This is a genomic window from Acinetobacter bereziniae (genome assembly GCF_016576965.1).
In the GTDB taxonomy this organism is placed as follows: domain Bacteria; phylum Pseudomonadota; class Gammaproteobacteria; order Pseudomonadales; family Moraxellaceae; genus Acinetobacter; species Acinetobacter bereziniae.
This window is the reverse complement of record NZ_CP066119.1, coordinates 1,204,162-1,218,282: the sequence shown is the minus strand read 5'-3', so window position 1 is coordinate 1,218,282 and position 14,121 is coordinate 1,204,162. Positions and strand designations below refer to the sequence as shown.

Here is a 14,121-nt window from a genome sequence, read left to right as displayed (position 1 = left end):
TTAAATGAAAGCGTCTAAACGACCTTCAAATTCGATCATAAACCGACTCATAGCAGCACGCCAATCCCGAATTGGCATATTCCACTTTTTTGATGCAGCTTCAATTGCCAAATAGATTACCTTTCTGACCGAGTCATCGGTTGGAAAGAGCTTACGCTTCTTGATTGCCTGCCGAATCACACTATTTAGTGATTCAATTGCATTGGTGGTGTAAATCGCTTTACGAATATCTGCTGGATAAGCAAACAAGGTATTTAGGTTCTGCCAGTGCCCGTACCAAGATTTGCTAATCTGCGGGTATTTATCATCCCATGTGCTCGCAAAGACTTCTAATGCCTGCAAGGCAGACTCTTCAGTAACAGCTTGATAAATACGCTTCAAGTCACTGGTGACGGCTTTATAGTCCTTCCAACTCACATATTTCAAACTGTTGCGTACCATGTGGATAATACATAGTTGAATGCGTGTTTGTGGGTAGACGGTAGTAATCGCATCAGGAAAGCCTTTCAAACCATCTACACAGGCAATCAGAATGTCTTGTACACCACGATTCTTTAGTTCTGTTAGAACGGACAGCCAGAATTTGGCACCTTCATTCTCGGCGATCCACATACCTAGCAGTTCTTTGTGACCCTCGAGGTTAACACCCAATGCTAGAAAGACAGCTTTGTTAATAACGCTGTTGTCCTGTCTGACCTTCACCACAATGCAATCAAGGTACACGATGGGGTAAATGTTATCGAGTGGGCGATTCTGCCACTCAATCACTTGCTCTTTAACCGCATCTGTCACCTTGGAAATCAAACTAGGAGATACATCTGCATCGTATAGTTCTTTGAATGTACTGACGATTTCACGGGTGGTCATGCCTTTGGCATACAGCGATAGGATTTGGCTATCCATGCTGGTGATTCTGGTTTGGTGTTTCTTCACTAATTGTGGTTCAAATGTACCATCACGATCACGTGGGGTATTCAGCTCAAACTCACCATCACCCGTTAGTAGTTGCTTCTTACTGTAGCCATTACGTGCATTGCCTTTGGCACTAGGCTGGTGACGCTCATGCCCTAAATGCTCAGTGAGTTCTGCATTTAGGGCTGTTTCAACGGTAAGTTTCTTTAGAGCTTTACTGAATTCATTCAGGTCAGAATCTGTTTTTAGGTTTTTGGCAAATTCTTTTGCCAGTGCCATCAATTGACTGTGATCCATTGTGGATGTCTCCATCTATCCCTATTACAGGGTACTAAGATTTGGACATTTACACAGTTTTATTTACAGGCTCGAGAAATAGTACAACAAACATCTCAAATATCATTAGATTATGGCGATATTGAACTAACTGCACCTAATACAAACGCAGCGTCATATTTTCACGAAAATCAAAGTCATATTATACCTAATCATTATCAAAATCATTTTGTATTAAATACTCCTGTTCCTTTACAGCCAAACAATAATAACATCTCTCCCCAAGTTCAAAGTGAATCCATTACCACTATACAACTGATAAATGATTCTGATGAAAATAATAATTTCACAGAGTTCTTACTATTTGAACAAAATTATACTTCACCGAGTCATACATTAGGTAATGAGTATCTCTTTGGTGAATTTAATGGGAAAACACCTTTCAACATTCCTAAAACCGAAAGTAAGTTATGCTCTGTTCTAAATGAATTATCTAGAATTAAGCTAAATAGTGATAAAGGATTTCCTCTTGCAGCTATTTTTCTAATTAGATGCTTCATAGAACTTAGTTGTAAATATTATGCTAGAACAACTGGAAAATCATTAAAAATAGATAAGGATAGTTTAGGGCAACAAGTTAAGAAATGTTTGGATAACATGAGAGAGAAAAATTTATTAGAAGGCATAGATACGAGAAATATTGACTCGATTTATGCCTTATGTAACGAAAATAGGCAAGAAAGAACCAACAGAAATATTCGCTATTTACAGAATACGGTACACTCACCCGATCTAATGTGGGATAAGGAAAGTATTCAAAGCTTTTGGTTAGCAATACAACCTTTTTTAATTAAATGTTTTCATACATTATCTGATGATAAAATAGAATAAATTGCTTTAAGAACGCTTTCAGCAACAATTGGGCTAACACTATTTCCAATTTGCCTAAAACTATGCCATTTGGTTTTATGGAATACAAACCAATCTGGAAAACCTTGTAATCGCGCTGCTTCTCTTGGAGTAATAACTCTATCTTCTTTAAAGTGAATTGGTCTTACTGCTTGAAAACTTCCTTTCTCACTACCAGTACCAGCTCTTAATGTTGGGCAATAGCCTTTAGGATTTAATCTTACTGACTTAGAAACTGAATCTTGCTGGCCATATTTAAGAGCAGAAAAACGTTCAATAACTTCTTTCGTATGCCTTGTACCATGACACCCAGAAACTAGGTTTTGTTCTAAATATTTTTTTACTAACAATGAATTCCCTACACCTTTCGGGATCTCTCCTGTTACTTTCTGATAAAAGGCAGTATTTGGAAATTCATTTTTATTGATTGGTTGCCATGCATCATCTTCTTTTAACCATTCTGGATTTATTGACTGTGGTAAGCCTTTAAGAGCTTCTTCTACTGTAACTTCTGAACATTCATTAATATTTAATAAGATTTCCTTTCTAACTTTCTTTTTATGAAAACCAATAAAGAAAATTCTTGTTCTTATGGTAGGAGCTCCAAAATCAGAAGCTTTAACTTTCATTGGCTCTAAAAGATTATATTTTTTAGACACTATGGAGAGAGCATCTGACCGAATGTTGTTGTATTTTTCATTCAAAATACCTGTAACATTTTCTGCTAAGAAAAAGTCTGGTTCAATATCTGCCACTAGTCTAAAGAAATCTGAGAATAATAAATTTCTAGGATCTTCTAGATTTCTTTTTCCTATAGTGCTGAATCCTTGGCAAGGAGGTCCCCCAATTATTCCATGTACATCCACTTTAGTAATATCTAATTTTTTTAGCAAATTCTTTGCATCTAGAGCACCGATATCCTCTTGAAAATGTTTAGTGTTTGGAAAATTCTCAGCATGCGTTGAAATTGCATGCTTATCAATTTCTACAGCGCCTAAAACATTAAAACCTGCTCTAGCTGCACCTAAACTCAATCCTCCTACACCAGAGAAAAGATCAATAATATTAAAATTCATACATGCCCCATTTTTTCTAAAGCAGATGATAGCTCTAATTCTATAAAAACACGATCGTTATTTTTATTTTCTTCAACAAAAAGTAAATTTAGAGAATCCTTACGTCATCAATCTAACAGATTATCATCGCATATTTCTGAGTTAACAATTACTGGGATATCCATTTATAAACAAACCCTTGATTACGATCTTTTTTGAACCTTTCCAATATCCATGTCAGTGTGCTGATACTAGCCAAAGTTAACGTTACATTATCTTCAGAGGGACAGTGTGTCCATTACTTTGGCTAGGATCATGCTAAAAAATATGGGGTTCTTTCCTCTTTCCTATGTTTTTATAAATAGCCATAGCTTGTTTAATGTGATTGCTTATTTTATCACCAAATTCAAAATATTTAACGTTGTTAGCTTCAAATCGTTGCCTTTCCTACCCAACCACACCCCGCTTCATCTGGAGTATCACACAAACCTCACTTAATAATTATTACATCTAATTCACATACATTTAGACCTTTAATATCTAACTTTATATAATCATTCTTTGACTCGTACAATTTCACTCACCAAACGCCATTTGATTTTCTTCGCTTCTTTTAAAACCATATGTTCATAGCATTCTAAAAAACGTGGTGCAATATCACCTTTAAGCAATACAACTTGCTGACGAAAATCATCTAAATTATTTGGCTTATAATCACTACGATCAGCATAGCCAACATATTCAGGTTGTCCATCTAAACCAATCTGTTCTTCATAACGATAAATACCATCAATTTCACAGGATCGCCCGGACTCTAAATAAATATTATTTTTAAGGGGTTTTCGTTCTTGATAATGTCCACGGTCAGGAAAAATATCAGGTGCATCTAAACGCCGAATCCATTTACGACTTTCATCAACATCTAACACTTGATAATGATTACCTACATCATAACTAATTGACCAATAGGCTCCATTTCTTAACGGACGTAAAGCTTTATTCAGATTATAGTAGCTTTCTAAAACAGGTTGATCACTTGGTAATAATTGTGGAAAGTCTTCCAGTTGAAATAAAAAGCCTTCTTGTTGTTGCTGTGGTTTAAGATTGAAAAACTCACAATATTTTGGAAAAGTTTTAACTTCAGAAATGCGTTGCACCAAGGTATTGCTCAAATAAGTCAACCAATCAATACTTTTGATTCCATTAGTAACATGGTTGCTTTCTCTAATGCTTGCACCTTGATAAATCCCCCAAAAACGTTCGCCTTGTGCTAGCGAGTAATCTCCAACTCCAATCGGCTTATAAGGCAAAGCACTCTGAAAACCAGCAACCGCATGATATACACCCAATTTATCGATACACATTTGAATCAAAGACATTAATATCTTTTTTTGTTCGATATCAAAAATGAGTTTATTGGGTACACGAAAAGTCAATGTTGAGCATTCTTGATTACGCCCTTCCCAACCTCGATTGGTAAAAGCATAAATCATATATTCTGGTGCTTCATCGCGTTCTCCTGACGCACAACGCCATTCAATTTGGTCATCAGGATGAGGATGTTTAGCCACCGCTGCTTGGATACTAGGCAACTCAGCTATATCGTAATAGCGACCATCACCGTTTTCATTGACATAAGAGCCCCAAGTAAAATATTCTGCATAATGCTGATTGTATGCTTCGATACATTCGATGAGGGCTTCACGCTTTTCAGGACTATGCCCTGCAAAATATAAAAAATGTGCTTGAAACTCAGCACCGACTATAAATAAAGATGGCTGACCTTTTTTATGTTCAGACCATTGAAAATCTTTTAAATAAGGTTCTAAATCTTGTTCCGATTGAATAATCATTGTGTTATTTTCCAATATTATGAATGCGCCAAAGTTGCAAAACCTGTAATCAATACTCCACCACCCACAGCTTCTGTTGTACCGATTGCACCTGCTGTTGCTACAGCCGTTCCTGCTGCGCCTGCCAAGATTACAGTGCCACAGATAAATGCACCTCCAATCCCTACGCTGGCGGTAATCGGAACCATCAGACTTTTATATTCTTGTAAAGGTACATATTTTCGATAAAATCTCACTTCAGGTGATGGAGGTGCAATCAGCTTACCTAAAGCACCCAACATACTGGGTATACCTTTTTTTGCTGTTAAACCCGTATTGGCAGGACGAAAAGTGGCATTTTTATAAGGGGTTGGATTTTTAATCGGTGGATAAACTGGAATTTTGGTTCCACCACTGGGTGGTTTTCGGGTACTACAACTACAATCTTTATCCGATACTTCACGGACTCGCCTAGGTGCAATTCGTTCATAGGCTTTATACTGCCCATCCCTCCAATCATCCTGACCAAATTTAATTTCAACCAAACGTTCTATATTTTCTCTTTTGGGTTCAAATCTATCCCATTCAATCGTTCCTGACATTCGCATTTCTATGATTTCAGCCGCCTTAATGGTTAAAACCGTAACATCAGGAATCCGAAAATCACCTTTGCTTAAGTTTTCAATTTGTTTTTTTGCCGCACCCAATGGAAATGTTGAAGGGCGATGCATCCGTGCAGGATCTTCACTCATTAATGGCATTGGTACTTTACGTGTCATATCATAGCCCACTTCGGCTAAGTACGCCCAAACACCAAAATTTAAATCTGCTTCTGCCTTGATGGCTTTGGTGACTGTCTGTTGATAAAGCTTTTGACCAATTGCCCCAATTTTAGGAGCTTTGCTTGCTGCACAAATATGAGCACATAAATAGGTCTTGTTTGTTCCTGTTTCTAACTTGATCTCTGTACCTTTGGTACTGGGCTTGGTGACTGATGGTTTGGTTTTATTGGGACTGGTAGAGCCTGAACCAGTTGTATGACGTCCTGACATTTTTATTTTCCTTATTCTTGGTCAGTTATATGATAATGATCAAATTGTGCTTCCTCTTCATCATCAACGATTTCTAAATTTACAGGAAGCTTTTCATGTGTCCAAAGGTACTCCGTTTGTCCTTTCGCGTTGGTATATCCCTCAAGCACTGAACCATCTTCAGCACTTAGGCGATATTTCTGTCCTTCAACTGGCTGACCATCATCATCTTTAAGTGTAAAAAACTCGTGATACCGCTGTGGTTTAGAGATGATTTGTTCTGGTAATGTTGAATCATCCTGATCATCTGACCAACCACTTAAGTTTTGACTGGCAATAAGTCGATGACCACAACTTAATAGGCAACCGTGGTACGCAATTAATTTTCCATGATCGTTAAAGCATGACCAACCATTCATAATTTTTTGTGGTCGATTACAACATAGCACTTTCATACCAACCGAAGCAGCGGGGCGTCCTAAAATAATATGCCTGACATTACCCTCAACCACTACACCGCCACCAGAAGTACGGTCTCCAAGACAAATAAAATAATGTGTTGTCAAAATTATAACCTTTTCTTATTTTTAATCGATAATGATAATTATTTAACATAAAAACATTGTATATCAAATTACAAAGCTGTAATCTAAAAAATTTTCATAGATAAAAAATCTATAATTTTTCTGTAAGATGACAGAATCATTTTTTTACTTATAATTGTTTTCATTCATCTTTGATTTTTGGAAGTGTTTAACTTTCTATAAAATTTAATTTGTAAGATAAAAATTACACAGCACCATCTGAGATTGAGAACTTAAATAAATTACTTAAACACTACCCTCCTTTATGTTGAAAAAATCAGAAATTAATTTAGCTCAGAATAAAAACTCGCAAAAATCCTTAGATGAGCAGATGATAGATACTCCTCCCACTCAATGGTAAAGTCCATATCACTGCAACATCGTTCACCCCTCTTTGATTAAGTATTAAAAAAGGCAAAATAAATACTTATTTTGCCTTTTTTAGTCTATAACACTGGTTTTATCTCTATGTATAGATGATGCTCACTGTTCTATTCATCATTCAATGCGCATTCAAAACTACTTGGTATTTGTCCACAACGGACTTTTTTCAAAATTTTCATCATTGCAGGATCATAATAGCCTTCTTTGGTCATCTGAATACGTGCTTCACGCATAATCTTGATATAGCCAGGCTTGTCAGCTTCACGGATATCAAACCAATATTTGTCAGGGACTTCTCTTTCGATTTTATCAACAAACTCAAACGCTGGGCTGAGTTGCTTGGAAATCATTTCTCGTGCAATTGGTCCCATTCCAGCAGGGAATTTATTACGATGCATGATCAATGTTCCTGTCACTTGAATGAGCGGAAACTTGATAATACCGCCGACCACATTCCCATTTTTATCAGTCATGCCCTTTTTTAACTCTAAAGGCTTAAACAACAATGCAGGACCAGCCATAATATCAACTTCTTTATTATTAAACTTGCCCCCCACTGTTAATAAATCCACTGAAACAGGTTGTGCACCCACATTTTGTACAAGTTTTTTCTGCGTTCCATCAAAGTTCATGACTGCAACTTTTTTACCTGCCGCCTTAGATAAAGTATCAATACGACGGTCATTGACCATGATGTACGCAGCACCCAAAGGCACGATTCCGACGACCTCATAATCACGATTGACCATTTTTGCATCATACTCAGGTCGCGCAAGTAACTGAATCACGGTGGTCAATTGCTTGTAATTTTGCACAGCACCAATTGCATCAATACTGCCGACGAAAGGATTAAATTGTCTCGCTCGAATATTACTGATGCCTGCACCATCACAGCGTTTACTTCTAAAATCTTCAGTTAATACACGTTCATCGGTATAGACACGTAAATTAATATCTGTGGAAGCTGTTTTCTTGAGTTTTGGATAATTTAAGTCAATATGCATCGACAATTTGGTTGGGCGTGTGATCTTCATATCCACACCAAATTCTTTGGCGATTTGGGTGATTCGTGGCAGTTCACTGATATAACTAGTGGCTTGTTCAAAAGCCTCACTATTCGCTCCATCTGGTGAAAATACACAGAGCGTGACAGTTTTAGGGATTTGTTGCCAAACTTTAGGATCATTCATCAAGGTTTTAATTTTATTTTTTGAATGTGCTGAAAGTTCCAGATTTAATTTAGGTGCTACAGGTGGCGTAGCATAAGACAGCACAGACAAACTACTGGTCAATGCAAATATAGTTGCCTTAGCCCATGGTCGTGACAGCATTCTACGATGTGTATTCAGATTATCTTGCATCACTTTGTCCTATTTATATTCTTGTTGATCCATCATCACTCACGTGAATTCTTATTCAGCTTAATAGAAGGCTGAAACTTTTCAATTGACTGTGCAAAATCCAACATTTGTCAAAAAAGATAGTTTATTGATCTCTGTCCAAATGACTATTTTAAGTTGATGTTTATCAGATAATTAACAGGATTAGAACGATTTGTCCATTTATCGAAAAACTTGATAGGAGTTAAAATATCTACTCATCTAGCGTTTGTCATAATCAGCAACATCGATTTTAAACAAAAAATGCGACAATCTTTTAATCTCAGATCAATCGAAACTGTAATTTTCTCAATCCTGTTGTGATTCAATTCGTTGTATACTGTTTACAGTTTGGAGTTAAACTTGACAGCATGAATCAAAATTCACAACTGCGCAAAATCATCAGTCAGCAACGACGCAAGTTGAATTCACAGCAACAAAAAATGATCGAGTTGCGTTGCTTAAAGCAATGTTTAAAGCATCCGAAATTTTTAAACGCGCAGAAAATTGGACTGTATTTAGATGCTTTTGGAGAAGTAAAAACCAAACGTCTCATTGAATATTGCTTTGCTCAAGGTAAAAAAGTTTATTTACCCATGATCTGTAATATGAATAATCACTTGGTTTGGGTCAAAATTTCCTACCAGCAATATCAAAATAAACGCTTTTCATTACATCGTTTAGGCATGTTAGAACCCATGGCAAGCCGTGGAAAGCATGTTTCGACACTAGATGTTGTGATCATGCCATTATTGGCTTGTGATATAAAAGGAACACGTATGGGCATGGGAGGTGGTTTTTATGATCGAACGCTTGCTTCCGCTTTTCAACAGCCTCATCGACTAGGTTTAGCACATGATTTTCAGTTTCTACATACTGAATTAGCAAGAAATTCGTGGGATCAATCCCTTGATAGCTTGATTACGCCAACAAAAACTTACTATTTCAAACGTCAGATAGGTCAATAAATTCCTTTAGGCTTATTTGTAAATCAAATACTTGCGTTTTTTTAACTTTTTTATTAAGTAAAGCCCTTGTAATTTTTGAAATACACATCACTATAAAAAACATGGCAACACCGTTGTCACTCATTAGGAGTGCCCATGTCTGAAATTATTATGAATCAAGAAAACTTAGAGCCACAGGTTCCAAGTGTATTACCGCTGTTAGCGTTGCGTGACGTGGTGGTTTATCCACACATGCAAATTGCGCTATTTGTGGGTCGTGAAAAATCGATCAATGCAGTTGATGTGGCTCGTAACAGTGACAATTTAGTATTTGTAGTTGCGCAAAAAGATTCGCTTACAGAAGAAATTGATCACGACAACCTATATCAATATGGTACTGTCGCTAAGATTGTACAAGTTGTAAACCATGAAAATGATGAAAACTGCATCAAAGTGCTCATTGAAGGTTTACACCGTTCTAAGCTGGTTGAGATCATCGACAATGATGAATATTTATCGGCAGAACATGCGTTAAGTCCAATGACTGTATCGATAGACAACGCTACCCAAACAACACGTGTGGATGAATTACGTGCACTGTTTTCACAGTATGCAGAAGCAAAATTACGTAATGCACGTGAGTTGATTGCAGCAGCCAACAAAATTGACGATTTACTGCAACTATTATTCTTTGTTGCAACACGTGTACCTTTGAATATTGATGTCAAACAAAAATTCTTAGAACACGATGAGTTTGAGGCACATTTACAAGAACTCATGACTTATTTGTTACAACAGTCTGAAGAACAACAGATTGAACAAACTTTGCATGACTCTGTAAAACGTCAAATGGAAAAAAACCAACGTGAATACTTCCTCAATGAAAAGATGAAGGTCATTCAACGTGAACTTTCCGACATGAATGGCGGTGCGGAAGATGATGTTGCTGAAATTGAAAAACGTTTAGCTGAAGCTGATTTACCTGAACATGTACGTAAAAAAGCTGAAAATGAGTTCCGTAAACTCAAAGCGATGCAACCTGCGTCGAGCGAAGCTGCTGTGGTACGTAATTATATCGAGGCAATTTTAGATACGCCTTGGAATAAAGCCAGCAAAGTTAGCATTAACTTGGCAAAAGCTCAGGAAATCTTGGACACAGACCACTACGGTTTAGATGAAGTCAAAGAACGTATTGTTGAATACCTTGCTGTTCAGTCACGCGTGAAAAAACTTCGTGGTCCAATCCTATGCTTAGTCGGACCTCCAGGTGTGGGTAAAACCTCTCTTGGTGAATCCATTGCTAAAGCAACCGGACGTGAATTCGTTCGTATGGCACTTGGTGGCGTCCGTGATGAAGCAGAAATTCGTGGTCATCGTCGTACTTATATCGGTGCGATGCCAGGTAAAATTGTGCAGTCTTTAACCAAAGTCGGTGTTAAGAACCCATTGTTCTTACTCGATGAGATTGACAAAATGGCACAGGATTATCGTGGTGATCCAGCATCTGCATTACTTGAAGTACTTGATCCATCACAGAACAGCAAATTTAATGATCATTATCTAGATCTTGACTTAGATTTGTCAGAAGTGATGTTCATCTGTACTGCCAACAGCATGAATATTCCTGAGGCGTTATTAGACCGTATGGAAGTGATTCGTTTACCGGGCTATACCGAAGACGAAAAAGTCAATATTGCGGATCGTTATCTTGTTCCTAAAGCGATTAAGAACAATGGATTACGTCCTAAAGAATTGACTGTTCATGAAGAAGCGATTCGAGACATCGTGCGTCGTTATACACGTGAAGCTGGGGTGCGTAGCCTAGAGCGTGAAGTTTCAAAAATTGCGCGTAAAGTGGTGAAAGAGTCTGTAAGCAAGAAAGCCAAGAACTTGCATATCGATGTCACTGCTGAAAACTTACCTGAATATTTAGGTGTGCATAAGTTTGATTACGGCATGGCTGAAGAAGAAGCTCAAGTTGGTCGTGTAAATGGCTTGGCTTGGACTTCTGTTGGCGGTGAGTTGTTAACCATTGAGGTTGCAGCCGTCAAAGGTAAAGGTAAATTCATTACGACGGGTTCACTCGGTGATGTGATGAAAGAGTCGATTACAGCTGCAATGACTGTGGTTCGTACACGTGCAGATGAATTAGGTATTGAAGCTTCTCGTTTTGAAGAAACTGACGTACACGTTCACTTGCCTGAAGGTGCAACACCGAAAGATGGTCCTTCAGCAGGTTTAGCTTTAACAACTGCGTTGGTTTCAGCATTTACAGGTATTGCAATTCGTCCTGATATTGCCATGACGGGTGAAACCAGCTTAGGCGGTCGTGCAATGCGTATTGGTGGCTTAAAAGAGAAACTTTTAGCGGCACATCGTGGTGGTGTTAAACTTGTGTTTATCCCACAAGAAAACGTACGTGACTTGGCTGAAATTCCTCAAAACGTGAAAGATGGTTTAGAGATTAAAGCAGTGAAAAGTATCGATGAGATCCTTCCACTTGCTTTGGTTGAACAACCAACACCATTGGTCAAAGCACCAATCGTGAAAGCGGTAGATGAAGGCAAAAAAGCTGCGCGTCATTAATATAATGATGTTCAACAATTCAGAAAAGAGAATGCTTCGGCATTCTCTTTTTTTATGGCTGTGAATAAAAAACAAACCTGCTTACAAAATACAGCTGTACAACATTCAAGTTTGTCATAAGCTAATCACAATAAAGTCTAAAAATAATATTTGCTGGCTGAGCTAGAGTTTATCTACTCAAGCAAACTGCCAACGAATGGTCTAATACATATAACAGTAAAACAAAAGGACACCATCATGCCAAATCCAGTCTGTTGGTTTGAAATCTATGTTGATGATATGGAACGAGCCAAATTATTTTATCAAACTGTATTGGGAACAGAACTCAGTTTATTGAGCGACCCGACTGATGCAAATACCCAAATGTGGGCTTTTCCATCCGACATGAACCAGTATGGCTCCACTGGAACCTTGGTAAAAATGCAAGGTGTGAGTGCAGGTGGAAACAGTACGATTATCTATTTCAGTAGTGAAGACTGTGCGATCGAAGAAGCTCGTGTTGAAGCTGCGGGAGGACAAATTCATCAAACAAAAATGTCAATCGGACCGCATGGACATATCGTTTTAGCTGTAGATACCGAAGGTAATATATTTGGAATTCATTCAATGAATTAACTGAATAGTTTTAGAACATTGAAACTTTTAGAATTTACACTTATATTGGTTGAAAAACAACCAATCATCCTCATATATACATTAAGCAAATATGCGTGCTGTAGTGTGGTTGCTTAATGTTGATTTGATCTCCAGACGAATCAACATTAAAACACAGTCCTACCCATTTCGGACTGTGTTTTTTTATGGATCACTTTTAGCAAACTTATGGGCGGTTTTGCTTCCATTGCTGATATTTCTGACTGATTACTGCAGCAATTAAATCATAGTTTTCCCAAGTGTCTTCTACTGCATAAGTTTCTGTTAAGCCTTTTGAATAAACCAAGGTTTCATCATAATCTTTAAAATATTGATGACTTTCATAATAAACTTGCGTAAATTCAAAGCCTTCTTCATTCAAATCTTCTTCCCAGAATTTTTCATCACACATATCTGTCAAAAACTGTAATCCAGTCATTTGACGAGTACGCACTTGTTCTAATTCAGTTTCACTTTCTTCTTGATGAAACTCACCTTCTAAATAATGATTGATTATCCATGCCAAATACATGCCGATATGCGTTCCACCATTTTTGTAGGGATATCCAGCTTGTTCAGCGGATTCAGCATGCCAATCTATCCGGTCTATTGCCATGGTTTATTTTCCTATTTGATTGTGATTATTTGCTTTGAATTTTAATAAATATCAGCGCTGTAGTTATTGATGAAAACCTGCTGACCAAATTTAAAAAGCCCTGACATCAATTCAGGGCTAAAGGTATATGCTTAACTTTGAAAATAGCGTAAATCCAAACGACCTTCGTAAACAGTAGCCGTTGGACCGGTCATCCACACATCACCTTCTTTCCATTCAATTTGCAATTTACCGCCTGCCAATTCAATTTCCACATTGTTGGCAAGCAAACCACGACGCATACCTGACACAGCTGCTGCACATGCACCTGTCCCACATGCCATGGTTTCACCTACACCACGTTCAAAGACACGTAAGCGCGCATGTTTCTCATCTACAATTTGCATAAAACCTGCATTGACCCGTTGTGGAAAACGTTCATGAGACTCTACTTGTGGACCAATATGCGCAACATCTGCAGTTAAAACATCAGTAACGATGGTCACTGCATGCGGATTACCCATATTGACCACATCAATGGTCAGTGACTGATTATCTGCCAAAGCGATGTCATACAAAGCATCTGGCTCTTCAGCAATAAATGGAATCTCTTGCGGTAAAAATTTCGGATAGCCCATATTGACGCGAACCCAACCATTTTCACCCAACTCAGGTTCGACAATGCCTGCACTGGTCTGCACTTTAAAGCGCTTCTTATTGGTCAATTGACGCTCGTAAACAAAACGAGCAAAGCAACGCACCCCATTACCGCACTGCTCTACTTCAGAACCATCTGCATTAAAAATACGATATTTAAAGTCTACATTGGGAAAATCTGGTGGTTCAACTATGAGAAGTTGATCAAAACCAATGCCAAAATGACGATCAGCCAAACGACGGATCGTCATTGCATCAAAAAAGGCACGTTGGCTAATCAAATCAACCACCATGAAGTCATTGCCCAGACCATGCATTTTGGTAAATTCTAATAACATCTA

Annotated in this window: 12 protein-coding genes; 4 read left to right on the top strand and 8 right to left on the bottom strand. The window is 37.8% G+C overall.

Going from position 1 to position 14,121, the window contains the following annotated elements:
* Window positions 1-1,209 (bottom strand): IS256-like element ISAbe10 family transposase, encoded by a 1,209-nt coding sequence (locus I9192_RS05625; protein WP_100886046.1) that lies wholly within the window; start codon window positions 1,207-1,209, stop codon window positions 1-3.
* Here I9192_RS05625 and I9192_RS05620 point away from each other — a divergent pair.
* Entirely contained in the window at window positions 1,195-2,079 is an 885-nt protein-coding gene (locus I9192_RS05620) for a hypothetical protein (RefSeq protein ID WP_200150179.1), read from the top strand. The genes I9192_RS05625 and I9192_RS05620 overlap by 15 nt on opposite strands.
* On the opposite strand, the gene I9192_RS05615 is transcribed toward I9192_RS05620, so the two are convergent.
* The 5 genes from I9192_RS05615 to I9192_RS05595 form a co-directional block, all read right to left on the bottom strand.
* Window positions 2,049-3,173, bottom strand: coding sequence for a DNA cytosine methyltransferase (locus tag I9192_RS05615; protein WP_200150178.1), 1,125 nt, complete (start codon window positions 3,171-3,173; stop codon window positions 2,049-2,051). The genes I9192_RS05620 and I9192_RS05615 overlap by 31 nt on opposite strands.
* A 533-nt stretch (window positions 3,174-3,706) precedes the next feature.
* Window positions 3,707-5,002 (bottom strand): type VI immunity family protein, encoded by a 1,296-nt coding sequence (locus I9192_RS05610; protein WP_199935284.1) that lies wholly within the window; start codon window positions 5,000-5,002, stop codon window positions 3,707-3,709.
* A 20-nt stretch (window positions 5,003-5,022) separates the two neighbouring features.
* Window positions 5,023-6,036, bottom strand: a complete 1,014-nt coding sequence (locus I9192_RS05605; RefSeq protein ID WP_200150177.1) for a nuclease — start codon at window positions 6,034-6,036, stop codon at window positions 5,023-5,025.
* Window positions 6,037-6,047: 11 nt separating this feature from the next.
* Window positions 6,048-6,581, bottom strand: coding sequence for a PAAR domain-containing protein (locus I9192_RS05600; protein WP_005030652.1), 534 nt, complete (start codon window positions 6,579-6,581; stop codon window positions 6,048-6,050).
* A gap of 509 nt (window positions 6,582-7,090) precedes the next feature.
* Window positions 7,091-8,314 carry a putative solute-binding protein gene (locus I9192_RS05595; RefSeq protein ID WP_370469247.1) on the bottom strand — a complete coding sequence of 408 codons (1,224 nt, stop codon included), beginning with the start codon at window positions 8,312-8,314 and terminating at the stop codon, window positions 7,091-7,093.
* Between the two features lie 419 nt (window positions 8,315-8,733).
* On the opposite strand from I9192_RS05595, the gene I9192_RS05590 reads away from it, so the two are divergent.
* The 3 genes from I9192_RS05590 (at window position 8,734) to I9192_RS05580 (ending at window position 12,510) form a co-directional block, all read left to right on the top strand.
* Window positions 8,734-9,330 carry a 5-formyltetrahydrofolate cyclo-ligase gene (locus I9192_RS05590; protein WP_100884675.1) on the top strand — a complete coding sequence of 199 codons (597 nt, stop codon included), beginning with the start codon at window positions 8,734-8,736 and terminating at the stop codon, window positions 9,328-9,330.
* Window positions 9,331-9,465: 135 nt separating this feature from the next.
* Window positions 9,466-11,895 carry an endopeptidase La gene (lon, locus tag I9192_RS05585; RefSeq protein WP_005030661.1) on the top strand — a complete coding sequence of 810 codons (2,430 nt, stop codon included), beginning with the start codon at window positions 9,466-9,468 and terminating at the stop codon, window positions 11,893-11,895.
* Window positions 11,896-12,132: 237 nt separating this feature from the next.
* On the top strand, window positions 12,133-12,510 hold the full coding sequence (locus I9192_RS05580; RefSeq protein WP_005030664.1) for a VOC family protein: 378 nt from the start codon (window positions 12,133-12,135) through the stop codon (window positions 12,508-12,510).
* A gap of 205 nt (window positions 12,511-12,715) precedes the next feature.
* Here the strand turns inward: I9192_RS05580 and I9192_RS05575 are convergent, their stop codons facing one another.
* Window positions 12,716-13,144, bottom strand: a complete 429-nt coding sequence (locus tag I9192_RS05575) for a DUF7832 domain-containing protein (RefSeq protein WP_200150175.1) — start codon at window positions 13,142-13,144, stop codon at window positions 12,716-12,718.
* Window positions 13,145-13,275: 131 nt separating this feature from the next.
* Window positions 13,276-14,118, bottom strand: coding sequence for a diaminopimelate epimerase (dapF, locus tag I9192_RS05570; protein WP_005030669.1), 843 nt, complete (start codon window positions 14,116-14,118; stop codon window positions 13,276-13,278).
* Window positions 14,119-14,121 lie beyond the last annotated feature (3 nt).

Bases quoted from the DNA above. Each gene is read 5' to 3' on its own strand.
- I9192_RS05575 (WP_200150175.1), bottom strand. From the start codon at position 13,144: ATGGCAATAGACCGGATAGATTGGCATGCTGAATCCGCTGAACAAGCT.
- I9192_RS05615 (WP_200150178.1), bottom strand. From the start codon at position 3,173: ATGAATTTTAATATTATTGATCTTTTCTCTGGTGTAGGAGGATTGAGT.
- I9192_RS05595 (WP_370469247.1), bottom strand. From the start codon at position 8,314: ATGCTGTCACGACCATGGGCTAAGGCAACTATATTTGCATTGACCAGT.
- I9192_RS05605 (WP_200150177.1), bottom strand. From the start codon at position 6,036: ATGTCAGGACGTCATACAACTGGTTCAGGCTCTACCAGTCCCAATAAA.
- I9192_RS05625 (WP_100886046.1), bottom strand. From the start codon at position 1,209: ATGGATCACAGTCAATTGATGGCACTGGCAAAAGAATTTGCCAAAAAC.
- I9192_RS05590 (WP_100884675.1), top strand. From the start codon at position 8,734: ATGAATCAAAATTCACAACTGCGCAAAATCATCAGTCAGCAACGACGC.
- lon (WP_005030661.1), top strand. From the start codon at position 9,466: ATGTCTGAAATTATTATGAATCAAGAAAACTTAGAGCCACAGGTTCCA.
- dapF (WP_005030669.1), bottom strand. From the start codon at position 14,118: ATGTTATTAGAATTTACCAAAATGCATGGTCTGGGCAATGACTTCATG.
- I9192_RS05580 (WP_005030664.1), top strand. From the start codon at position 12,133: ATGCCAAATCCAGTCTGTTGGTTTGAAATCTATGTTGATGATATGGAA.